20 protein-coding genes are annotated in these 20,838 nt (G+C 71.0%); 5 read left to right on the forward strand and 15 right to left on the reverse strand.

The features are described 5' to 3' along the window. Positions 1–24: 24 nt before the first annotated feature. The 3 genes from IE231_RS05135 to IE231_RS05145 all read right to left on the reverse strand — a co-directional run bounded on the left by IE231_RS05135 (position 25) and on the right by IE231_RS05145 (position 2,917). A complete protein-coding gene (locus IE231_RS05135; protein WP_189692857.1) occupies positions 25–810 on the reverse strand; it encodes an alpha/beta fold hydrolase in 786 nt (261 codons plus the stop codon). A 54-nt stretch (positions 811–864) separates the two neighbouring features. Then, positions 865–1,338, reverse strand: coding sequence for a hypothetical protein (locus IE231_RS05140; protein ID WP_189692858.1), 474 nt, complete (start codon positions 1,336–1,338; stop codon positions 865–867). A gap of 214 nt (positions 1,339–1,552) precedes the next feature. Beyond that, positions 1,553–2,917, reverse strand: coding sequence for an MFS transporter (locus IE231_RS05145; protein ID WP_189692859.1), 1,365 nt, complete (start codon positions 2,915–2,917; stop codon positions 1,553–1,555). A 301-nt stretch (positions 2,918–3,218) separates the two neighbouring features. On the opposite strand from IE231_RS05145, the gene IE231_RS05150 reads away from it, so the two are divergent. Further along, positions 3,219–3,935 carry an IclR family transcriptional regulator gene (locus tag IE231_RS05150; protein ID WP_189692860.1) on the forward strand — a complete coding sequence of 239 codons (717 nt, stop codon included), beginning with the start codon at positions 3,219–3,221 and terminating at the stop codon, positions 3,933–3,935. A 60-nt stretch (positions 3,936–3,995) separates the two neighbouring features. Here the strand turns inward: IE231_RS05150 and IE231_RS05155 are convergent, their stop codons facing one another. The 3 genes from IE231_RS05155 to IE231_RS05165 form a co-directional block, all read right to left on the reverse strand. Next, positions 3,996–7,130, reverse strand: coding sequence for an AAA family ATPase (locus tag IE231_RS05155; protein ID WP_189692861.1), 3,135 nt, complete (start codon positions 7,128–7,130; stop codon positions 3,996–3,998). Further along, on the reverse strand, positions 7,127–8,290 hold the full coding sequence (locus IE231_RS05160; protein WP_189692862.1) for an exonuclease SbcCD subunit D: 1,164 nt from the start codon (positions 8,288–8,290) through the stop codon (positions 7,127–7,129). The genes IE231_RS05155 and IE231_RS05160 overlap by 4 nt, the downstream gene beginning before the upstream one ends. A 61-nt stretch (positions 8,291–8,351) precedes the next feature. Then, positions 8,352–9,395 carry an MIP/aquaporin family protein gene (locus IE231_RS05165; protein WP_189692863.1) on the reverse strand — a complete coding sequence of 348 codons (1,044 nt, stop codon included), beginning with the start codon at positions 9,393–9,395 and terminating at the stop codon, positions 8,352–8,354. A 176-nt stretch (positions 9,396–9,571) separates the two neighbouring features. Between IE231_RS05165 and IE231_RS05170 the strand changes: the two genes are divergently transcribed. Beyond that, positions 9,572–10,045, forward strand: a complete 474-nt coding sequence (locus IE231_RS05170; RefSeq protein ID WP_189692864.1) for a MarR family winged helix-turn-helix transcriptional regulator — start codon at positions 9,572–9,574, stop codon at positions 10,043–10,045. Positions 10,046–10,054: 9 nt separating this feature from the next. On the opposite strand, the gene IE231_RS05175 is transcribed toward IE231_RS05170, so the two are convergent. Beyond that, complete coding sequence (locus IE231_RS05175; protein ID WP_229866504.1) at positions 10,055–11,305, reverse strand: chloride channel protein; 1,251 nt, start codon at positions 11,303–11,305, stop codon at positions 10,055–10,057. 152 nt (positions 11,306–11,457) lie between these two features. Between IE231_RS05175 and IE231_RS05180 the strand changes: the two genes are divergently transcribed. Next, complete coding sequence (locus IE231_RS05180) at positions 11,458–12,468, forward strand: ADP-ribosylglycohydrolase family protein (protein WP_189692865.1); 1,011 nt, start codon at positions 11,458–11,460, stop codon at positions 12,466–12,468. A gap of 60 nt (positions 12,469–12,528) precedes the next feature. Here the strand turns inward: IE231_RS05180 and IE231_RS05185 are convergent, their stop codons facing one another. Together IE231_RS05185 and IE231_RS05190 are read right to left on the reverse strand one after the other, a co-directional pair. Continuing rightward, positions 12,529–13,128 (reverse strand): DUF4395 domain-containing protein, encoded by a 600-nt coding sequence (locus IE231_RS05185; protein WP_189692866.1) that lies wholly within the window; start codon positions 13,126–13,128, stop codon positions 12,529–12,531. Positions 13,129–13,280: 152 nt separating this feature from the next. Further along, complete coding sequence (locus IE231_RS05190; RefSeq protein ID WP_189692867.1) at positions 13,281–14,342, reverse strand: exonuclease domain-containing protein; 1,062 nt, start codon at positions 14,340–14,342, stop codon at positions 13,281–13,283. Positions 14,343–14,411: 69 nt separating this feature from the next. On the opposite strand from IE231_RS05190, the gene IE231_RS05195 reads away from it, so the two are divergent. Further along, positions 14,412–15,191 carry a DedA family protein gene (locus IE231_RS05195; RefSeq protein ID WP_229866529.1) on the forward strand — a complete coding sequence of 260 codons (780 nt, stop codon included), beginning with the start codon at positions 14,412–14,414 and terminating at the stop codon, positions 15,189–15,191. A gap of 109 nt (positions 15,192–15,300) precedes the next feature. On the opposite strand, the gene rdgB is transcribed toward IE231_RS05195, so the two are convergent. The 6 genes from rdgB to clpS are packed head-to-tail and all read right to left on the reverse strand — an operon-like array spanning position 15,301 to position 19,391. Beyond that, positions 15,301–15,927, reverse strand: a complete 627-nt coding sequence (gene rdgB / locus IE231_RS05200; RefSeq protein ID WP_189692869.1) for an RdgB/HAM1 family non-canonical purine NTP pyrophosphatase — start codon at positions 15,925–15,927, stop codon at positions 15,301–15,303. Then, positions 15,924–16,688 (reverse strand): ribonuclease PH, encoded by a 765-nt coding sequence (gene rph / locus IE231_RS05205; protein WP_236663159.1) that lies wholly within the window; start codon positions 16,686–16,688, stop codon positions 15,924–15,926. Before rph ends, rdgB begins: the two co-directional genes overlap by 4 nt. 53 nt (positions 16,689–16,741) lie before the next feature. Continuing rightward, complete coding sequence (locus IE231_RS05210) at positions 16,742–17,539, reverse strand: MBL fold metallo-hydrolase (protein ID WP_189692870.1); 798 nt, start codon at positions 17,537–17,539, stop codon at positions 16,742–16,744. After that, positions 17,536–18,501, reverse strand: coding sequence for a glutamate racemase (gene murI, locus IE231_RS05215; RefSeq protein WP_189692871.1), 966 nt, complete (start codon positions 18,499–18,501; stop codon positions 17,536–17,538). Before murI ends, IE231_RS05210 begins: the two co-directional genes overlap by 4 nt. Further along, positions 18,494–19,081 carry a DUF2017 domain-containing protein gene (locus IE231_RS05220; protein ID WP_189692872.1) on the reverse strand — a complete coding sequence of 196 codons (588 nt, stop codon included), beginning with the start codon at positions 19,079–19,081 and terminating at the stop codon, positions 18,494–18,496. The genes murI and IE231_RS05220 overlap by 8 nt, the downstream gene beginning before the upstream one ends. Next, entirely contained in the window at positions 19,074–19,391 is a 318-nt protein-coding gene (gene clpS, locus IE231_RS05225) for an ATP-dependent Clp protease adapter ClpS (protein WP_189692873.1), read from the reverse strand. The genes IE231_RS05220 and clpS overlap by 8 nt, the downstream gene beginning before the upstream one ends. 71 nt (positions 19,392–19,462) lie before the next feature. Here clpS and IE231_RS05230 point away from each other — a divergent pair, with 71 nt between their 5' ends. Further along, the gene (locus IE231_RS05230; protein ID WP_189692874.1) at positions 19,463–20,791 is read left to right on the forward strand and encodes a nicotinate phosphoribosyltransferase; all 1,329 of its coding nucleotides are present in this window, start codon (positions 19,463–19,465) and stop codon (positions 20,789–20,791) included. The last annotated feature ends 47 nt before the right edge of the window (positions 20,792–20,838 follow it).

Raw genomic sequence — 20,838 nt, forward strand, 5'->3', positions numbered from 1 at the left:
GCCAATGCCGCGCACCCCGACGGACTAGGAGGCCGAGCGCAGGAACGGGATCAGCTCGTCCAGGATTGGCCCGGCAGGGGCCAGAGTTCCGGCATGCGTCCGTCCGGGCAGTTCCACGAAACGGGCGTTCGGCATGAGCTCTGCGGCACGCCGCGAGTCGGCGAGCCGCTGCGGGTCGCGCGTGCCGGCCATGAGGAGGGCTGGCAGCGACAGCTGCGCAACCACGGCCTCGGGCAGGCCGGGATCCTCCTCGGTGCCGGTGAAGCACGCAGCCAGAGCCGCGGGGTCATTCGCGAGGAAGGCCTGGCGCGTCGCGGGATCAACGGCCCTCCCGGCCGCCTCGAGCCCCTCGACGAACGCCTCAATGCGCCCCGTCTGCAGGGCCTCGAGGTACCCAGGGAAGAACACCTTCTCCACTTCTCCACGCTGGGGCCGGAACGTGCCCCCCAGCGAGGTGAGCGATGCGATGCGGTCGGGGGCCGTGGCAGCGAGGGAGAAGGCGACTCGCGAGCCCAGGGAATAGCCGACGGCGTGCGCCTCGGCGATGCCCTCGGCGTCGAGGACGGCGAGGACGTCCCCGGTGTGCCGGGCCATCCGGTAGGCCCGGGCGTCTTCTGGCTTGCCGCTGCGGCCATGGCCACGCAGGTCGACCCGCACGACGCGGAAGCCCTCCAGCGCCCTCACGTAGCCGAGCCCGCGCCAGATGGCCTTGGACAGGGCGGAGCCGTGGAGCAGGACAACGGCAGGCCCCTCCCCTGCCGCATCGTAGGCGACTTCAGTGCCGTCGGCGGGGTTCAGGGCAATGCTCACCCGCCACACCCTACAGCGGCCGGGTCTCGGCGGGTTCAGGGTGTGATGCAGCGATCAGGCACGCACGACGCCGGCACGCACCTTGCGCTGCCGGCCCACCCACGCGGCAGCAGACAGGGCGGTGACGAGCTCGACCGCGATGACGGCCAGCATCGTGCCGTGACCCCACACCATCGCCTCGACCGCGCCGGCACGGGCCGAGCCGTGCATGCCGTGCGCGTGCGAACCCGCCCCGGTGTTCCCCCCGAAGGCTCCGAGCACGAGGGCAGAGTGGACGGCGACCATGGCCAAGGACATGGCGATGAGGGCGCGCGCCGCCCGGGTGCTGGGCCGACGCCAGAGGTGCCATGCGCACGGAGCGCAGGCCGCAGCCATGGCGAGCGCGAGGACGGCCATCCAGCCGCCCCCGGGCACCATGGCGAGGTGGGCTGCGCCGCCCGCCGTCGCGGCCGCGGCGGCCCATCTGCCCGTGCCCTTCGATCCCGGGACGTGCGCCGGGATCACCTGTGGTGACATCGCCTGTGCCATGAAGCCATGGTCCCGGCGTCGCCTCAGCCCGGTCACCGACTGCAGTGCACAGCGCTTGCCGTCCAGCGCACGGATCCGGAGAGCCTCGGGCGCCCCGTACATGCAGCCCGGTCCACAGCGAGGCGCCCCACAGCGCAACAGCGGGCCCGCCCCCGAAGGGGAGGACCCGCCGTCGTGCGCTGCAGGCTCTCAGCCGAGCCCGCTCAGCGGTGCGTCAGCGCACCGCATCGGGGTGCTCGCGGACGTACTCCGCGTGGGCCTCCGCCACATGGAGGTCAACACCCTTGGTCTCCTTGACGAGGGAGACGCCGATGAGCGAGATGACCGCGGCAACGGCGATGTACAGGCCGATCGTCCACGACATCTTGAACTCGTTCATGAGCATCTCGGCGATCATCGGGGCGAAGGCGCCGCCGAGGATCGCGCCGAGCGCGTAGCCGATCGACACGCCGGAGTAGCGCACCTTCGCCGGGAACATCTCTGCGTAGAGGGCCGACTGCGGGCCGTACGACAGGCCGAGGCCGAGCGTCATGACGAAGATGGCCACGAAATACCAGACGATGTTCTTGGTGTCGATGAGGAACCACATCGGCACCGCCCAGAGGGCCAGGAACGCATAGCCGATCTGGAACGTGCGCACGCGGCCGAGCCGGTCCGAGATCATGCCGCCCCAGAGGGTGAAGACGAGCCACCCGAACGAGGCGAGCGTGGTCGCGAGCAGCACGGTGGGCTGGTCCATCTTCAGCACCTTCACCGCGTAGGTCGCGAAGTAGGCGATGAGGAGGTATCCCGCGGCGTTGTTCGCGATGAAGATCACCGCGGTGAGGATGACTTCCTTCCAGTTGTAGCGGAAGAGCTGGCCGAGCGGTGCCGACGACTCCTTCTGGCGCTCCTGGAGCTCCCTGAAAACCGGGCTCTCCTCGACGGCGCGGCGGATCATGTAGCCGACCACGATCAGCACGATCGAGAACAGGAAGGGCAGGCGCCACCCCCACTCGCCGAACGCGGGGCCCATGACCGTGGTGAGCAGCCACAGGGTGAAGGTCGCAAGGATCATGCCGATCGGCACGCCGATCTGGGGGTAGGCACCGAAGTAGCCGCGCTTGTCCTTCGGAGCGTGCTCGACGGACATGAGGGCGGCACCGCCCCACTCGCCGCCGGCGGAGAAGCCCTGGAGCACGCGCAGCAGGATCAGCAGGACCGGGGCGAGTGCACCGACCTGCGCGTACGTGGGCAGCACGCCGATGAGGGACGTGGACGCGCCCATCATGATCAGGGTGAACACCAGCATCTTCTTGCGGCCGAGGCGGTCGCCGAGATGGCCCGCCACGATCGCCCCGAGCGGACGGAAGAGGAAGGAGATGCCGATGGTCGCGAACGCGATGACCTGGGAGAGGCCGGGGTTCTCCTTCGCGACGGGGGCCAGGAAGAGCGGGCCGAGCACGACGCCGGCCGCTTGGGCATAGATGAAGAAGTCGTACCACTCGATGGTGGTGCCGACGAGCGTGCCGGCGAGGACCCGACGCTCCTCACGCGACATCGCGGAGGCGGGCTTGCCGGTGTTGACTGCCTGGGACATTCGAACTCCGTGGAAATAGGGTGCGAGGGCGGTGGGCCCGAATCATGACCGCGCCTCCGGGTGGGGGCGCCCCCTCGGTTTACTTACCGATTGGTCGGTCAATAAAGAGGAGCATACCTGAACTGTGAGGCATCACACACGTGCCGACGGCCCTAGCGGAGAGGCGTCGCCGAACGGTATCGTGCGCGCGCTGAGCGGCGGGGCGGCTTGACCCGCGGCATTCGCGTTCGATAATTGAGCAAGATGTGCTGATATGGAACAGAACATGTGAGCCAGTGCTACTCCCACCTTTGAGGACCCCATGCCACGTACCGCCGCCGAGACCGGGCCGCATTCGCAGACCCTCTCCCGCGGGATCCGCGCACTCGAAGTGCTCGCCGAGGCGCGGACCCCCCTCACGATTGCCGAGCTCTCCACCGCTTTGGAGGTCCACCGCTCGATCGCCTACCGAATAGTGCGCACGCTCGAGGACCACGCCCTCGTGACCCGCGACGACTCGGGGCGGCTGCAGCCCGGAGCCGGTCTCGCTGTCCTGGCCCGCTCCGTCTCCCGGGATCTCCAGGCGGCTGCGCTGCCGGAGCTGGGGCGGCTCGCGGCCGAGCTCCATATGACGGCCTTCGTCGCGGTATGGGACCGCTCCGACTGCATCACGCTCGCCACGGTGGAGCCCCAGCACAGTGGTGCGACCCTCGCACAGCACCCAGGGACGCGCCACCCGCTCGACAGAGGCGGCCCCGGCATCGCGATCCAGTCCGCCCTCGGCCAGAAGGAGTGGGCCGTGCGCGCTCCCGGCGTGCGGTACCGTACGGAGGCGGACGAATCCCGGACCCGGGGCTATGCGCTGAGCCACGACGAGGTGATTCCCGGGACGGCCTCGGTCGCGGTGCCTCTGCTGCTTCCCCACCACCGGCCGGCAGCCCTGGCCGTGGTCTATCTCAGCGCGGATGCGGTGGACACGGAGGCGATCGGCGCCGCGCTGATCGCGGCCGCCAAAAGGATCGCGCGCGCCGTCGGCTGACCGCGGTGTCGCCAGGGCCGAGGAGGGGACCCAGAGGCGACGGAGGAGCGGCTTCTTCGCCTAGGGCTTCTCGGCCACAACCCCCACCGAGGCGATGTGGGAGCCGGTCCTGCCTTTCGCGACGACGATCTGGGCAGGGATCCGCTGCTTGAGCTCGGAGACGTGGCTGACGAGTCCCACGACGCGGCCGCCGGCCCGCAGCCCCTCGATCGCGTCCATGACCTGTTCGAGCGCCTGCTCGTCCAGGCTTCCGAAGCCCTCATCGACGAAGAGGGTCTCGATGTCGATGCCTCCCGACTCGTGCTGGACGACGTCGGCCAGTCCGAGAGCCAGCGACAGTGCGGCCATGAAGGACTCCCCTCCGGACAGTGTCGAGGGATCGCGCCGCTGTCCGGTCCATGCATCGACGATGTCGAGGCCGAGGCCGGAGGCTGCGCCGCGAGCAGCAAGGGCGTCACTGTGCTCGAGACTGAAGCGGCCATCGCTCATGGCCAGCAGGCGCTCCGTGGCGGCGAGTGCCACCTGTTCGAGCCGCGCGGCGAGCACATAGCTGTGGAGCGACATCCGGCGCTCGTTCTCACCCTGCCCGCGGACAGTGCGCGCCAGCTCCGTCAGCATCGTGGACCTCTCCCGGGCGTCCTCGAGCGCAGGTACCCGGGCCTCGAAGTCCTCCCGGAGCGCCGCGGCTCGCACCCGTGCGGCCGCCGCGGCCTGGGCCGCCGCCTCCACGGCGCGCAGGCGGCGCTCGGCCGCCGCCTCGGCGGCCCTGAGCGACTCGAGCTCTTCCGTCGATGGCGGGCCGGCCTCGCCCTCGGCCTCGATAGCCCGCCGGACAGCAGCGGAGGCGAACAGGCCTTCCAGCTGCTGGCCCTCAGCCTCGTGGGCGCGCGCCCGCGCCTCCTCGAGCGCGGCAGCGCCGTCGTCCAGGAGTGCGGCGCGGGCGGCGGCCTCGTCCGTGAAATCGGTCCCGCCGAGTGCCTGCTCAAGCGCCGTGGCGGCTCGCCTCTCCTCCGCGCTGGCCGTATGGCAGCGCAGGAGGGAGTCTTCGAGGGCACTGAGCGTCCGGGCGAGCGCAGCCACGTGCAGACGCCGGGCGTCCACGGTGGCGAATCCGGCACGCCACGCCTCTACCTCGGCACGGAGCCGGCCAACGTCCTCTGCCCCTTGGACTGCTGCAGCCTCGGCCCGGATCCTCGACTCTGCCGCGGCATCGCGTGCATCGAGCGCGCGGTCGCGCTGACGGCCGAGGGCGCCGGTGCGCTCGGTCACGAGGCGAAGGCGGTCGTCGGCCTCTTCCGCAGCCGCGACGGCACTCAGCCTGTCCTCCCTCAGGCGGACTGCTTTGTCCGGATCGGTCGCCCCGCCGCGCGCCTCGATTGCTGCCAGCGCCTCCCTCGCGGCAGCCACCGACTCCTTCGCCCGGTCCTCGCGCCCACGCGCGGCCTCGTACTCCTGGGCCGCCCGGCGCTCGGCGTCGACGAGGGCCAGCGGATCCTCGGCACCGACCGCAGGCGCCGGGTGCTCCGCGGAACCGCAGACGGGGCAGGGCTCGGCGTCGGCGAGCTGGGCTGCGAGCTCGGCGGCACTGTGCTGCAGCCGGCGTTCCCTCAGGTCGAGCCATGACTGCCGGGCGTCCAGAGCTGCGCCTCGGTACCGCTCGAGCTGCTCGGCGCAGTCAGCGAGATGGCCGACCGCACCTGCGTGATCTTGGACGGCGGCGACCACGGCCTCGGCGGCCTCGGCTTCGAGCCGTGCTGCCGCAAGCGTCGCTGCCACGGGTTCGAGGCGCTCCTGCTCCGCGGCGAGGTCGCTGAGCTCACGGGCGAGATCCTCGGCTTCCAGGGCCAGCCGGCCTACTCGGGACTCAGCGTCGGCGAGGGCCCTGCGCGCGGCGCCGAGCGCAGTCTCCCGCGCGGCCAGCTCATGTTCGGCAGCGGCATGCTCAGAAAGGATCGCCTCCTCCGTGGAGGCCGAGAGAGCGGCATTGCGCACCTCGTCCATGCCGGGCAGTCCAGCCCCACCGGTCGCGGCACCCGTTCGGCTCAGCGGCTCCGGTGCCTGCTCCGTGCGGCCGCGGTCCCAGCCCGCCGCCACGGCACCCTCCACATCGGCGACCGCTGCGGCACGCGCTGCTGCGGCTTGCCGAGCGGCAGCGCGGGCATCGTCGAGCGGTCCCCTCAGACCGCGTGCGGCCGCATGGCGCACGAGGCGTTCGCAGCGGGCCCTGTGGGCGTCGCCCTGCGACTCCCACGCCTGCCGGCGCGCCCGTGCCTGCGCGAGTTCTCCCGCATCCTCCAGTGCGCGGAGAAGAGCCGCGGCGGCCGCGCGGGAATCCGCCAGCGCACGCTCGGCCGGTCCACGTGCCGCGAGGGCGCGCTCCTGGCGCCGCGCGAAGGCCGCGTCCGCCCAGTGGAATCGCGCCTCTGCCGCGCGGACGTCGATGGGGCCGTCAGGATCGGGCGGGGGGGCAGCGTCCTCGTCGTCTCCCCCCGCAGCGGGATCCGCTTCCTGCTGGTCAGGCGCAGCGGCGACCTCGGCCTCAAGTCTCGCGACCGGCATCGCGACGGCCCGCTCTGCCTTCTCCTCACGGGCCCGGGCGGCCTGCGCCAGGGCGGCGAGCTCGGCTTCGACATCGGCGAACCGCTGAGTGCCGAACAGCCGCTCGAGAAGGTCGACCCGTTCCGAGGCCTTCGCGCGGAGGAAGGACGCGAACTCTCCCTGCGGCAGCAGCACCACCCGGGTGAACTGCTCGCGTGCCATGCCCACGACCTCGGCCAGGAGCGCGCCTGCCTCGTCATTGCGCGAGGTGAGGGCTCGCCACTCGCCGTCGACGAGCTCGCGGACATGGGTTGACGCCTTCTGGGTCACCCACCCCGCAGACGAGCGAACGCTCGGCCTGGACCATTCGGGCGTGCGCCGCACCTCGAACCGGCGTCCCCGAGCGCTGAACTCCAAGAGGACCGCGGGCTCCGCCTCACCGGGAGCGTGGTGGCTCTTGAGCGACTTGGTGCCCTGCCGTGCGCCCGGCAGCGAGCCGTACAGGGCATAGCACACGGCATCGAGAATGCTCGTCTTGCCCGAGCCCGTAGGCCCGTTGAGGAGGAACAGGCCATGTTCGGCGAGGGCGTCGAAATCGATGCTCTCCTCGCCGGCAAAGGGGCCGAAGGCGGCGATCCGCAGCGAGTGGAGTCTCATCGCGACACCTCCGCGAGACGCACGGCCTCGAGCGCCTCAACCAGCGCCGACCGTTCAGGTTCCGCTGGCTCCCGGCCGCGGACGTGTTCGAGGAATCCGCAGCACAGGTCGAGGTCGCTGCGGGCGGAGGCCAACCGCTCGCTGTAGCTCGCGACGGCCTCCCGGGCGCCCCCCTCAGGTTCGAACGCCAGGGCCACGGCCAGGGGGAACCTGCCCCGAAGACGCTCCATGGCCCTCTGGGGGCGCTCCATGTCTGTAAGCGTGACGTGGCAGTACGCGGTCTCCGCCCAGACGTGCTCGGGCGCGGTCAGGAGCGCTTCGATCGGCCCCCGGAGTACAGCGAGGCGGTGTGACGTTGCCCATCCAAGCGGCTCGACGGAGGCGATGCCGTTCCCGGTCACGTCGAGCAGCCACGCTCCCTTGGCCTGCGTGGCTTCTGAGAAGGAGTAGGCGAGGGGCGATCCCGAGTAGCGGATGGACGGAGCGAGCTCCTGCCGGCCGTGCAGATGGCCCAGCGCGACGTAGTCGAAGCCCTCGAACAGATCGAGCGGGACGACGTCCAGACCGCCGACGGAGAGAGAGCGCTCGCTGTCGCTCGAGGCACCTCCGCCGGCAAAGGTATGCGCCATGACTATGGAGCGGAGGGGCGCTTCGCTCCTGCGGCGGGCGAGGTCCGCGCGGATGCGTCCGAGGGCCGCAGACGTGACGGGGATGTGGCCCGGACCCTGGGCCGCGAGGGACTCCGCCACGAGACGCGGCTCAAGGTAGGGCAGGCCGTAGACGGCAATCTGGGCCCCATCCCCCAGCGGCAGCAGCACCGGCCTCGCCAGGTCCTCGACCCGTGTCCTCAGGTGCACGCCTCCGTGCTCGAGCAGGGCCGAGGCGAATCCGAGGCGGACGGCCGAGTCGTGGTTGCCGCTCGTGATGACGACCTGGGCACCGGCCTCCGTGAGGCGCACAAGGGTGCGGTCCAGGAGCTCGACCACGTCCACGGCCGGAAGCGCGCGGTCATACACATCGCCCGCCACCAGAACGGCGCCGACACCTTCTGCCGCCACCACCTCGACCAGGCGGTCCAGCCACTCGGCCTGCGCGGGGAGCATGCCGACCCCGTGGAACGACCGCCCGAGGTGCCAGTCGGAGGTGTGCAGGATCTTCATGCCCACGACGCTAGCCGGTGGCCCCGACATTTCTCGGGCACCACCGGCCGGGTCGGCTGGATCAGCGCTTCTTGTCGAAGAAGTCGCGCGCGTCGTCGTCCGCCGTACGCGCGGGAGCGGTGTCCTCAGAAGCGGTTCCCGGGCCCGCGGCGGCGATGGTTCCCGTTCCGATCGTCTCGTCCCCGGAGGCGTCCACTGCGTCGGAGTCTGCCGAAGCATCCGACGCCAGCGGCTTGCCGCCCGCGAGCTCGGCCCCGGCCACGCCTGCGTCGGCGACCTCGGAGACGCGCACCCCGTCGTCACGGGTAGCCTCCGCCGTGATATCGGCGACGCCGCCGGCCGTTGCGCTGTGCAGCTCGTCCGGTGAACCGAAGCCGCGGAAGATGAGGCCGGTGATGACGGCGCCAAGGATCGGAGCGGCCCAGAAGATCCAGAGCTGGCCGATAGCGGAGCCCTCGGCGAAGACCGCGGTCGCCGTGGAGCGGGCCGGGTTCAGGGAGGCGTTGGTGATAGGGGCAATGGCCTGCACGAGGACGGCCAGGCCCAGGCCGATCGCCCAGGGGGCCATGCCCTTGACCGCGCGCTTGCTCGTGACGAACAGGATGATTGCCACGAACGCGGCGGTCGCGATGATCTCGGCGATGAGACCGCCTGCCATGGGGAACTTGCTCGGCGAGAGGTCGTCCACCCCGTTGGAAAGCTGCGTGAAGATGGTCTGCACGTTGTTGCCGCTGCCCAGGCTCGGCAGTGTGCGCACCGTGACCCAGAGGAGGAGGGTGCCGACCACGCCGCCGACGAGCTGGGACGCGATGTAGCCCGGCACGAGGCGCCAGTTGGTGCGTCCAGCCACGGCAAGGCCGAGGGTGACGGCAGGGTTGAAGTGTCCGCCTGAGATGTGCCCGACGGCGGCAATGCCCACAGCGATGCTCAGGCCCACGGCGAACGGCGTCGGAATCGGCGCGGACGACGGGTTGCTGAACAGCGCGACGCCTAGCCCGCCGAACGTCAGGAGGAACGTTCCGAACGCCTCGGCGACGAGTTTGGCGACGACCCCGAACTCCGCCGGCTTCACCGCTGCGGGCGGCACCGCGATCCCTGTTGTCATGACGAATCCTCGTTTCATGGAATGCCTGCTGGCCGTTCGGGTGGCGAGAGGGCCGCCCCGACGGAAGAACCCCCAGAAGGTTATCGCCTTCTTGAGGCGCCTCCGAACCGTCACGGACCGTAACGGCCGGATCCCGGCCGCGGAGCCATCCAGTGGCCGCGCACTAGGCTGGGGCCATGGACGCGCACGAGAGTGGCCCCGGCGACGCCTGGGGCCTGACCGACGTGATCACGCGCCTGCGGAGGTCGCTGCGTGCGGGCGTGCGCGACGAACTGCCCTGGGAATCGCTGCCGATGGCCCAGGTCGAGCTCCTCCAGCGGCTTGCCGACGAACCGGGGCTCACGGTCAGCGAGCTCGCCCAGCGCCAGAGCCTCGCGAAGAACACGGTCAGCAACCTCGTCCAGCAGATGGTCCTCTCGGGCCTGCTCGAGCGCGAATCGAGCACGACGGACAGGCGCGCGTTCCTCCTGCACCTCACACGGGAGGGCATGGACCGGCTGCACCATTGGCGCACGGCGAACGAACGCAGGATCCGGCGCGCCTTCGTTGCGCTCGAACCCGCGGACCAGGACGTGATCAATCGCGCCCTGCCGGCGCTCCAGGCACTGGCGGCGAAGATGGAGGGCGAGGAAGGCTCGCGGGGAGTCTGAGCGGCCGGCCTAGGGGATGTCCGAAAGCCTGGTCCGCTCGAGGAAGTGCACGACGCCGAGCGCACCCGCCGTGGCGAGCATCGCGGGGACGAGCATTTCCGGGCCCGTGCCGGTGAACTCGGAGGCCAGAATGAGGCCTGTCATCGGTGCCCTCATGGTGCTCGCCAAAAAGGCTGCGGCGCCGACGAACGCGAAGGCCGCCACGGAGGTGCCGGGTGCGATGCCGTTGACAATGGTTCCGAGGGCTATCCCGAGCATTGCGCCGATGGCGACGGAGGGGGTGAGCGTTCCGCCGGCGGCCCCGGCCCTGATCGTGGCCAGCGTCGTCGCTGCCTTGGCCACCAGGAGCAGCGCCACGAGCACGAGCGGTGCAGTTGCGGAGAACGCGGTCTGCGCGGCCGCCTTGCCGTTGCCGACCACATCGGGCAGAACCATGGCGACTGCGCCCACGCCGGCGAACAGCGCCGGCATCACCCAGAGGATGTCCGCCCCCTTCGGCCTCGTTGCCGATGCCCACCGGGTCGCATTCGTGAAGGCGGCAGCGCCGAGTCCGATCACGGGACCGGCCAGGATCGACCACACGACGAGCTGGGGCGTGAGCCCGACCGGCGGCAGGGCGTACATGGGGTCCGTCGGCACCACGAGGCGGGCAACGGAGGCCGCAATGGCGGAGGTCGCGAAGGCAGGGAGGAGCACAGCGAAGCTCACCTCGGCGAGGAGCACCTCGACGGCGAAGAGTGCGCCGCCGAAGGGCACGTTGTACACGGCGGCGAGGCCCGCGCCGGCGCCGCAGGCGACGAGGACTCCGACCTCGCGCCGCGAGAGCCCAGCCGCCCTCGCGACCTTGTCTGCCAGCAGTGCCCCCAGCTCCCGGGGCGCGGCCTCGCGGCCGATCGAGGCGCCGAGGCCGACGATGCCGATCTGGAGCGCCGCGTTCGTTACGGCAGTGAACCAGGGCATGGAGATTCCTGCAGATGCCTGTTCGACCGAGACCACGGGCTTGGCCCACCGACGGAGCGCCCACCAGCCGACGGCCCCCAGAATGCCCGCAGCGAGCAGTGCGGCCAGTCTGCGCAAGGGGGGAGCCCCCCTCGCACCCTCGAGGAGGGAGCCGTTCACATAGCCGAAGGCAAGATGCTCGAGGGCCTGGAGGGCGAGGTCCACGGCAATGCCGATGCCGCCCGCGCCGAGCCCGACGGCGAGGATCACGAGCGCGAGACGGACAAGCCAGCCGCTCTGGCGACGCACGATCGCGATCACAGCGGCCGATCCTCCTCGCGGCCCCTCTGCGCTACCCTGACGTGCGGGAGCGGGCTGCACACTGCCGCGCAAAGTAGTTCTGACATAGAACCATTCTATGTCAGAACTTGTTTGCTGGTCAGAACTTGTTTGCCATTGGCTACATTTGCCCTATGGACGCGCCCTCTCCCCTGTCCCGGATCCGCGGCTCCCTCCTCGGAGCAGCCGTGGCGGAAGCAGCTGCCCTCGCCGGCGTCGTCGATTCGCCATCTGCGGCGGAGATGCCGGACGGCGCACCCCGCCCCCTGGGCCCCGCGGGACAGCTGACGCTCTTCACGGCCGACGCGCTGACAGAGGCGATCGAGTGGGCCAACAGCGGAGTGCACGCGGACGAGGCGGCCTGCGTGTGGCTCGCATCGCTGCGATGGGCGTCCGCCCAAGGCGTCCCCATGTCGCCATCGGCCCCCGCGGGACAGCCCCGCTGGCTCGATGCGCAGGACGGCGTGGACGTCCCTGCCGCCGTCCGGCCTTCGTGGATCCGCTCGCTCGCCGGCGGCGAGATGGGCTCTCCCTCACGCCCCCTCGGCATGGAGTTCACGGACGGCGGCGCCGCGGCCCATGCCGCCCCGTACGGCCTCATTCCGCACGTTCCGGCGTCCGCAGTGGTCAGGATGAGCGCGGACGGAGCGTCGCTGACCCATGGTGCCCCGGTCGCCGTTCAAGCCGCGGTAGCGGTGTCCGCGCTGGCCCACTATCTGGTGCTCGGGGCCGACTGCAGGACCGCTGCGGAGTCCGCGCGTGCCCAGATCGCCTCCCTGCGATCCCCCGACGCGCGGGTGCTCACCGCCTTGGACCGGCAGGACGGGGGGGCTCCGGAGCTTCCGGGTGCGGAACACCGCCCAGACCGCCGAGCGGCAGACGCAGCGTACACGCTGGCTGCTGCGGTGGGCGCGATCCTCGCGGGAGAGAGCGCCCGGGAATCGGGGGACTCGCCGGAGGCGGCCTTCGCCGCCGCGGTCGCCCTCGCCGCCGCAGAGGGATCCGATGCCGCGGCCATCGCCGGCGCCCTCCTCGGCGTCCGCTGGGGCCGCGAGTCGGTCCCCTCGGCGTGGGCCGCCAGCACGGCGGGCACGACGGCGGCACTCGGCATCGCCGATCGCCTCGCCGACGTCACGGGGCCCTGAACGGCTCGGCAGACTGAGTCGTCGGCCGACCGGACGGCCGCAACCCGCTGCTGGGCGCCCTCACCGCTCCTTGCGGCGCAGGGCGATGTTGCTGCACGCCTCGCAGGCTGAAGCGGGGACCCAACCGGCGAGCTGGAGCCGGCCGAAGATCCAGCAGCCGAGGCAGAACCCGGCGAAGGCCTCGAGCGAGGCGGCCGCAATCAGCACCGCGAGAGCAGCCCAGGCCGCTCCCGGGAGGCCGGCGGTGAAGAACAGGGCCGCGGCGGTCGAGACCGCCGCGCCAATCCCCTGGGCGAATCGCTTCGGTGCGCCGGCGACGAGCCGCGCTGCTCCCAGCCGCGGAGCGATCACATGGACCGCGAGGCGTCCCGCCGGCGAGAAGCGCGGCCCCCACGCGAGCCGCAGCCAGAATCCCGCGGCGATGACCCAGAGTCCCCAGCCTGCTCCGGTCGCCAGCCCGAGGGCGAGGACGGCGCCGCTGAGCACCACGATGATCCCTGCGGTCGACCGGGCCGCGAACTCGTTGACCGGGTCGGGGAAGGGGAAGACACGCGAGAGGAGGCTGCGGCGCGGCGCAACGGGCGCCACAGCGGCCCCGGGTGCAGCGCGGAAGAGCGTGTCGGTGTCGGAGTGGGTACCGAGGGGTGCGTGCGGCAGCATGCCGACCATGGTAGGAACATGGCTGCCCGCGTCGGAAGGAACATTGCGCCGCATGACGGTCGGTCAGGCACAGTGGGCGTCGGCGGCTGCCTGCGGGAGGCGCACGACGCGCGTGCCGCTGAGCCCTCTCAGGCGCTCGCAGCCGGCAAGCCTCAGACGCTCGCGGCGGCCCAGTGGCCTCCGAGCATCTGGAGGAATTCGCCTTCCGAGAGCACCTCAACGCGTTGGCCCCGTTCCCGAAGTGCCATGGCGCGGCGCGCCTTGGTGGTCACCCGGCCGGACATGAGGTCCGCGGCCACGAAACCGTCCCCGACCACGAGGACGGTGGTCGCGCGGGTCACCGAGCTCGCCGGCTGCGCGCCCAGCTGCGCCGCACGGGATTTGGCTTCGCTCCGGCTCATGCCGAGGGAACCGGTGAACACGATGCGCTGCCCGAACAGAGGGTGGTGCGGGTCAGCGGCGGGATTCGGCGCAGGGTTGGCACCCTCGTCCGGCCAGGGAGCCCAGCTCCGCCGGGCGCCTGCGCCCCGCGGCGACGTAGTCCGGGCCGTGCGACCCGCCTCCTCCGAAGCGTGGGAGGTGGCGCGTTCGAGCGCTCGGACAGTGGCGGCCGAGAGGTCGTCACCAGGCGTGAAGCCGTCCTGCCGCGGCAGCGGGAGGCCAACGGCGCTGTACACGTCCGCAATGCTGCCGGCCGCCGGATCGACGCCGAGCCGACGGGCGATGTCGACGAGGATGCCAGCGCACGCGGCGGCGTCCTCGGTCGCATCGTGGTGGTGCTCGAGCCGGACTCCGGCCTCGCGTGCCGCGAACGGAAGTGAGTGCGAGACGAGGCGGTACGTCCTGCGGGCCAGGACCACGGTACAGGCGTAGTCGTAGGCGGGCGCGGACAGTCCGCTGACTTCAAGGGCCGAGCGGATCACCCCGAGGTCGAAGGCCGCGTTGTGCGCCACCAGGACGTCGTCTCCGATGAAGCCCCCGATCTCCGCGAAGAGCTCACCGAACCGGGGCTCCTCGGCGACATCCTGAGGTGTGATCCCGTGGATGGCGACGTTGCGCGGATCGAAGTGGTCGTGGCCAACCGGCGGCCGCATGAGCCACGATGCGCGCTCAACCGTCCGGCCTCCCCGGACCCGGATCAGGCCCACGGAGCAGGGGGAGCCCCGGAACCCGTTCGCCGTCTCGAAGTCGATTGCGGTGAAGTCCAGAGCCACGCGATGAGCCTAGCGCTGGGATCGGTCGGGTCCGTGCAGCGCCGCGCGGGCCGGTACCCTTGGAGGGTGATCTCCGCAGCCCTGGCCGACCCCTTCTCCGTCCTCGCGCTGGCCGTCCAGCCCAAGACCGCCTCGTTCCTGCCCGACTGGCTCAACCCCGACGTGTTCCTGCGTGACTCGCCGCTGGGCCCGTGGGTCGTGCTCGTCGTGTGCGGGATCATCTTCGCCGAGACCGGCCTGCTCGTCGGGTTCTTCCTGCCGGGCGACTCCATGCTGTTCACCGCGGGCCTGCTCGTGGCGACCGGAGCGATCAAGATCAACCTGTTGCTCATGGCGGCGCTCGTCGTCGTTGCTGCCGTGGTGGGGAACCAGTGCGGCTACCTCATCGGTTCCAAGGCCGGCCCCGCGATCTTCAATCGCCCCGACTCCCGCCTGTTCAAGCGCGAGAATGTGGACAAGGCGCACGCCTTCTTCGAGAAGCACGGCGGCAAGGCCCTGATCCTGGCCCGTTTCGTGCCGATCATCCGCACCTTCGTTCCGGTGATCGTCGGCGTCGCCGGCATGAACCGCGCCAAGTTCTTCCTGTACAACGTGATCGGTGCCGTCCTGTGGGGCGGCGGGGTGACGCTCCTGGGCGCGTGGCTCGGGCAGTACGAGTGGGTCGGGAAGAACATCGACCTCATCTTCGTCGCCATCGTGCTCCTCTCCGTAGTGCCGATCGTCGTCGAGTTCCTCCGGGGGCGCTCTGCGCGGCGGCAGGCGGCGGAGTTCGGAACCGAGCCGATCGACGAGTTCATCGAGGAGCACGAGCCGATCGAGGAACGCAAGACCAACCCCGACTGGAAGTAGCGCCCGACCGAAGCCGGGGGTTAGGGGCCGCAGCCGCGCAGCCCCTCGGGCGGTCAGCTCCTCAGGCATCCAGGCCCTCAGGCGTCCAGGCCCTCGGGCGCCCACTCCCTCAGACGCGCAGGGCCTCGACGACCGCCGGGAGCAGTGCCCGGAATGCTCGTCCGCGGTGGCTGATCGCGTTCTTCTCCTCGCGTGTGAGCTCTGCGACGCTCACCGACAGCCCCTCGGGCTGGAGGATCGGGTCGTACCCGAACCCGCCGTCGCCGCGGGGCTCGCGCAGGAGGGTTCCGCGCATCATGCCCAGCTCCACCGACTCGGACGCGCCCTCCCCCGGCACTACGAGTGCCGCCGCGCACACGAACGCCGCCTGACGATGCTCGTCCTTGACGTCCCCCAGCTGCGCGAGGAGGAGCTCGAGGTTTGCACGGTCGTCGCCGTGGCGCCCGGCCCACCGGGCGGAGAAGATCCCCGGAGCACCGCCGAGGACCTCGACCGAGAGGCCCGAGTCGTCGGCGATCGCCGCGAGCCCCGTCGCCTCCGCGACCGCGTGGGCCTTCTTCAGGGCGTTCTCGGCGAAGGTCACGCCGTCCTCGAGCACGTCCGGGCCCCCCACTGCCCCCGCGTCCACCACCTGGGTGTCCACATCGAGGCCGGGCACCTGTCCGCGCAGCAGGTCGCGCAGCTCCACGAGCTTGCCCTGATTGTGCGAGGCAAGCACCAGCCGGGGAGCGCTCACCGCAGCGCCTCTGCCAGGGTCTCTCGCTGGATGTCCGCCAGCTGCGCGGTGCCGAGGAGGGCGAGGTCGAGGAGGCTGTCCAGCTCCTCGCGGTCGAAGGGGGCGCCCTCTGCCGTGCCCTGCACCTCGACGAATTTGCCCGAGCCGGTCACGACGACGTTCATGTCCGTCTCGGCGCGCACGTCCTCCACATAGGGCAGATCCAGCATCGGCACACCGTCGATGATGCCGACCGACACCGCGGAGACAGTGTCCACGAGCGGCTCGGCCCCGGCCTCGACGAGGTCCTTCTCCTTGGCCCAGCGGATCGCCTCGGCGAGCGCCACGAAAGCGCCGGTGATCGCGGCGGTGCGCGTGCCGCCGTCGGCCTGGAGGACGTCGCAGTCCAGGACAATGGTGTTCTCGCCCAGAGCGTGCGTGTCGATGATCGAGCGCAGGGAGCGTCCGATGAGACGGGAGATCTCGTGGGTTCGGCCGCCGATGCGGCCCTTCACGGACTCGCGGTCGGACCGGGTGTTGGTGGCCCGCGGGAGCATCGCGTACTCGGCCGTGACCCAGCCGCGGCCCTCCCCCTTGAGCCAGCGCGGGACGCCCTCTGTGAAGGATGCGGTGCACAGCACGCGGGTGTTGCCGAACTCGATGAGTGCCGAGCCCTCTGCCTGCTTGGACCAGCCGCGCGTGATCGAGATGGGGCGGAGCTGGTCGGGTGCGCGGCCGTCCGCGCGCACAACGGTAGGGATTCCAGGGGTGCTCGGGGTCATGCCCCCAGCTTATAGAATCGTGCGCCGTCGGAAGCCCGCACTGGCCCACACACTCAGACGGTGTAGTGGACGCCGGCCACCGCCACGGCGATAGGGCCGTCGTAGGCCTTCTCCGCCTCGGCCACGGACCGGTTGGCGTCGTTCCACACCGGAAGGTGCGTGAGCAGCAGGCGCTTCGCCCCGGCGTCGTTCGCGGCCTGCCCCGCCCTCAGACCCGTGAGGTGCACGCCCTCGATCGCGTCGTCTCGGCCCTCGTGGTACGCCGCCTCGCACAGGAAGAGGTCAGCATCGCGAGCTGCCTCGACGAGGGAAGGGCACGCGTCGGTGTCCCCCGAGTAGGCGAGGACCCTGCGCGTCACGCCGCCCGCGCCGTCGGGCTCGGCGCACTCGATCCGCAGGGCGTACGGCTCCGCGATCGGATGGCGCACCTCGTAGGCGGTGAAGCGGAATGGCCCGAGCTCGACGGGCTCGCCGGCTGTCCAGTGGTGGAACTCGAAGTCCTCGTCCAGGTCCATCTCGGGCTGCATGTCCAAGGCGGTCGTGATCCGCGCCTTCGTCGCCGCAGGGCCCCAGACCGGTACGCGGCCCGCTGACCAGCCGGACGGGTCCCAGTGCACCGCCACGTGCAGGCCGGTGAGGTCCATGCAGTGGTCCGGGTGGAGGTGGCTCAGAAGCACGCCGTCGATGTCCCTGAGATCCGCGTAGCGCATGAGCACGCCGAGGGCACCCGAGCCCAGGTCGAGCAGGATGCGCCAGGGACGCTCGCCGTCGTGGGCCGTCACCAGATAGCACGACGCGGGCGAGCTCGGCCCCGGGAACGAGCCCGAACAGCCGACGATAGTCAGTTTCACGGTGCCATCCTGCCCGTATCCTGAGCCGCGAAGTGGGAGATCCGGCTCGACCCGCCGCGGGCGCGGGCCTCGGCGATCATCTCGGGGGTGATGGTGGCCAGGCTTGCCGTCGGATACCTCGCGGCGACGTGCTCCGCGTGCTGGACGCCCTGCACCTCCGGGCCCAGGAACCGCCGTGCGAGGGCTTCGAAGTGGGCGGGATCTCCCGTGGCGACGAAGCTGTGGACGGGCGGCGTGGAGCCGGCCCGGACCAGCCCGTTGCGCATGAGGGCCCGGTAGACGTCCTTCGCCGTCTCCTCCGCGCTCGAGACGAGCGTGACCCCTTCTCCCATCACGTAGGAGATCACGCCGGTCAGGAGCGGATAGTGGGTGCAGCCGAGCACGAGGGTGTCCACGCCCGCCTCCCTCAGCGGCGCGAGGTAGCCCTCGGCGACCCCGAGAAGCTCCGGCCCCGTGGTGATCCCGGCCTCCACGAACGGCACGAACTCGGGGCATGCGACCGACATGATGTCCAGGTCCGGTGCGGCCGCGAAGGTGTCCTCGTAGGCCCGCGAGCCCACCGTGGCGCTCGTGCCGATCACCCCCACCCTGCCGTTCCGGGTGGCGGCGACGGCGCGGCGCACCGCGGGCTGGATGACCTCGATCACCGGGATGCCGTACCGGGCCGTGTAGCGCTCCCGCGCGTCCCGCAGGACCGCGGCCGAGGCCGAGTTGCAGGCAATGGTGAGGGCCTTGACGCCCGAATCGACGAGCTCGTCCATGACCCCGAGGGCGTAGGCGCGCACCTCGGCGATCGGCAGGGGCCCGTAGGGCCCGTGGGCCGTGTCGCCGACGTAGACCACCGACTCCTGCGGCAGCTGGTCGATGACGGCACGGGCCACTGTAAGGCCGCCCACGCCCGAATCGAAGATGCCGATCGGCCGCTCGGACCGTGGCAGCTCGCCCCCGTGGACCTCACTCATCGCCGCTCCCGCCACCGTGCGAGCGGACCCGGTGGGCATCGAGCATGGCGTCCACGAGGGTCGTCTGGAGCCACGTGACGAAGTTGTAGACGAGGGCCAGGTACGCGTCGACATCCTCCGCCTCGGCCCAGTCCGTCACGGCGTGGACCTTCTCCGCGTCCTCCTCGCTGCGGATCCCGAGACGCTCGGCCAGGACGAGGCGGACGTCGTTGAGCGCCGTCGACCAGTGCCTGGCCGCCGCGTCATCGAGGAGGAGGTGCGACGACTCGAGGGACAGCGCCGCGGCGCGGAGGGCACCGGCCTTCCCCTCCCGGAGCGAGCGCTCGGTGAGACGCCGGAAGTCCAGGGAGGACGCGGCGTCGCCCTTGTACGCGTTGGGGAGGAGCCGGGCGAGCGCAGGGTCCTCCGGTTCGGTCGCGTGGGGGTTGAAGCCCACGAGCGCCTCGAGCGGATCCTCGGTGGCCACGCCGGGATCGAGCATGCTGACGACGTCGTTGAAGAGACCGCGCAGGAGCTCGCGCTCGGGGTCCTCGAGCCGGCCGGTGATGCCCCGCCGGCCGTACGTGAACGGCTCAGCCATGCTGCCCGGCCCTTTCGACGGTGGCCCACAGCCCGAACGTGTGCATTGCGACCGCGTGCTGCTCGACCGTCTCCTTCGAGCCGTGGCTCACGATGGACCGCCCCTCGGTGTGCACCTGCATCATGAGGGCGTCCGCCTTGGTCTCGGAGTAGCCGAAGTACGACTGGAAGACGTAGCTGACGTAGCTCATCAGGTTGACCGGGTCATTCCAGACGACGAGGTTCCACGGGGTCAGCGGCGCGGCCTCATCCCGCACCTCCGTCTGTCCGGCGACCTCCTGGGAGGGCTCGGTAGCGACGCTGATGCTCATGCGCTCCATTCTAGGCAGGCGAGAGAGCGCTCCCCGCGCGGGTCCCGGGAGCCGTTGGATAAGGTGACTGCGTGACCGACACGAGTCCGTGGGCCCAGCCCCGCACGTCCTTGTTCACCGACCACTACGAGCTGACCATGCTCCAGGCGGCGCTGCACTCCGGCGCAGCCCACCGCCGCTGCGTGTTCGAGGCGTTCTCGCGCAGGCTCCCGGACGGCCGGCGCTACGGCGTCGTCGGCGGAACGGGTCGCCTGCTGGAGGGGATCATGGCGTTCCGCTTCGGCGAGGAGGAGCTCAGCTTCCTCGAGCGCACCAAGGTGGTCAACCGGGAGACCCTCGACTACCTTGCCGGGTACCGCTTCTCCGGCAACATTTACGGCTACGCCGAAGGCGAGGCCTACTTCCCCAACTCCCCCATCCTCATCGTCGAGTCGACCTTCGCCGAGGCCTGCATCCTCGAGACCTACGTCCTCTCGGTGCTCAACCACGACTCTGCGATCGCCTCGGCCGCATCCCGCATGACGACGGCGGCGCATGGCCGCCCGTGCATCGAGATGGGCTCCCGCCGCACCCACGAGGAGTCGGCGGTCGCGGCGGCCCGAGCAGCCGTGATCGCGGGCTTCGCGAGCACCTCGAACCTCGAGGCGGGGCTGCGGTTCGGCATCCCGACCGTCGGGACGGCGGCGCACTCGTTCACCCTCCTGCACGACACCGAGCGGGAGGCCTTCGAGGCACAGGTGGCCTCCATGGGCGCCTCGACCTCCCTGCTCGTGGACACCTACGACGTCGAGAAGGCCGTACGGACCGCGGTCGAGATCGCCGGGGACAGGCTCGGGGCCGTCCGTCTCGACTCGGGCGACCTCATCGAACAGGCGCACTGGGTGCGCCGCCTCCTCGACGAGCTCGGAAACGCGAACACGCGGATCATGGTGACCTCGGATCTGGACGAGTACGCGATAGCGGCACTCCAGTCGGCGCCCGTGGACGCCTACGGCGTGGGAACGGCGCTCGTGACGGGCTCCGGCGCCCCGACCGCCTCGATGGTGTACAAGCTCGTGAGCCGGACCGACGACGACGGCAGCTTCGTCTCGGTCGCGAAGGCGGCCAAGAACAAGGCGAGTCTGGGCGGGCGCAAGTACGCCCTCCGGCGTCTCGACGAGCACGGGCGCGCAACCCACGAGGTGGTGGGCATCGGGCGACGCCCCCACGACGACGGCAACGACCGGCCGCTGCTCGAGCACTTCATCGCCGACGGCGAGCTCAAGCCCGGCTGGACCGGCCCCGAGGGAGTGACCCGGGCCCGGGAACGCCATGCGGCCTCGATCGCCGAGCTGCCGTCCTCCGTGCAGCGCATGCACCGCGGTGAGCCCGCCATCCCCACGGTGTATGAGGAGAACTGACGCCCGACCGGCTGAGGGGGAACCCCGCCTCCTCGGGCGGATGCGGG

It is taken from the genome of Sinomonas cellulolyticus, from assembly GCF_014656475.1.
Taxonomy (GTDB): Bacteria; Actinomycetota; Actinomycetes; order Actinomycetales; family Micrococcaceae; genus Sinomonas; species Sinomonas cellulolyticus.

Excerpts from the sequence above, each read along its gene's own strand:
- IE231_RS05140 (WP_189692858.1), bottom strand. The coding sequence starts at position 1,338 with ATGGCACAGGCGATGTCACCACAGGTGATCCCGGCGCACGTCCCGGGA.
- IE231_RS05145 (WP_189692859.1), bottom strand. The coding sequence starts at position 2,917 with ATGTCCCAGGCAGTCAACACCGGCAAGCCCGCCTCCGCGATGTCGCGT.
- IE231_RS05150 (WP_189692860.1), top strand. The coding sequence starts at position 3,219 with ATGCCACGTACCGCCGCCGAGACCGGGCCGCATTCGCAGACCCTCTCC.
- IE231_RS05155 (WP_189692861.1), bottom strand. The coding sequence starts at position 7,130 with ATGAGACTCCACTCGCTGCGGATCGCCGCCTTCGGCCCCTTTGCCGGC.
- IE231_RS05160 (WP_189692862.1), bottom strand. The coding sequence starts at position 8,290 with ATGAAGATCCTGCACACCTCCGACTGGCACCTCGGGCGGTCGTTCCAC.
- IE231_RS05165 (WP_189692863.1), bottom strand. The coding sequence starts at position 9,395 with ATGACAACAGGGATCGCGGTGCCGCCCGCAGCGGTGAAGCCGGCGGAG.
- IE231_RS05170 (WP_189692864.1), top strand. The coding sequence starts at position 9,572 with ATGGACGCGCACGAGAGTGGCCCCGGCGACGCCTGGGGCCTGACCGAC.
- IE231_RS05180 (WP_189692865.1), top strand. The coding sequence starts at position 11,458 with ATGGACGCGCCCTCTCCCCTGTCCCGGATCCGCGGCTCCCTCCTCGGA.
- IE231_RS05185 (WP_189692866.1), bottom strand. The coding sequence starts at position 13,128 with ATGCTGCCGCACGCACCCCTCGGTACCCACTCCGACACCGACACGCTC.
- rph (WP_236663159.1), bottom strand. The coding sequence starts at position 16,688 with ATGACCCCGAGCACCCCTGGAATCCCTACCGTTGTGCGCGCGGACGGC.
- murI (WP_189692871.1), bottom strand. The coding sequence starts at position 18,501 with ATGAGTGAGGTCCACGGGGGCGAGCTGCCACGGTCCGAGCGGCCGATC.
- IE231_RS05220 (WP_189692872.1), bottom strand. The coding sequence starts at position 19,081 with ATGGCTGAGCCGTTCACGTACGGCCGGCGGGGCATCACCGGCCGGCTC.
- clpS (WP_189692873.1), bottom strand. The coding sequence starts at position 19,391 with ATGAGCATCAGCGTCGCTACCGAGCCCTCCCAGGAGGTCGCCGGACAG.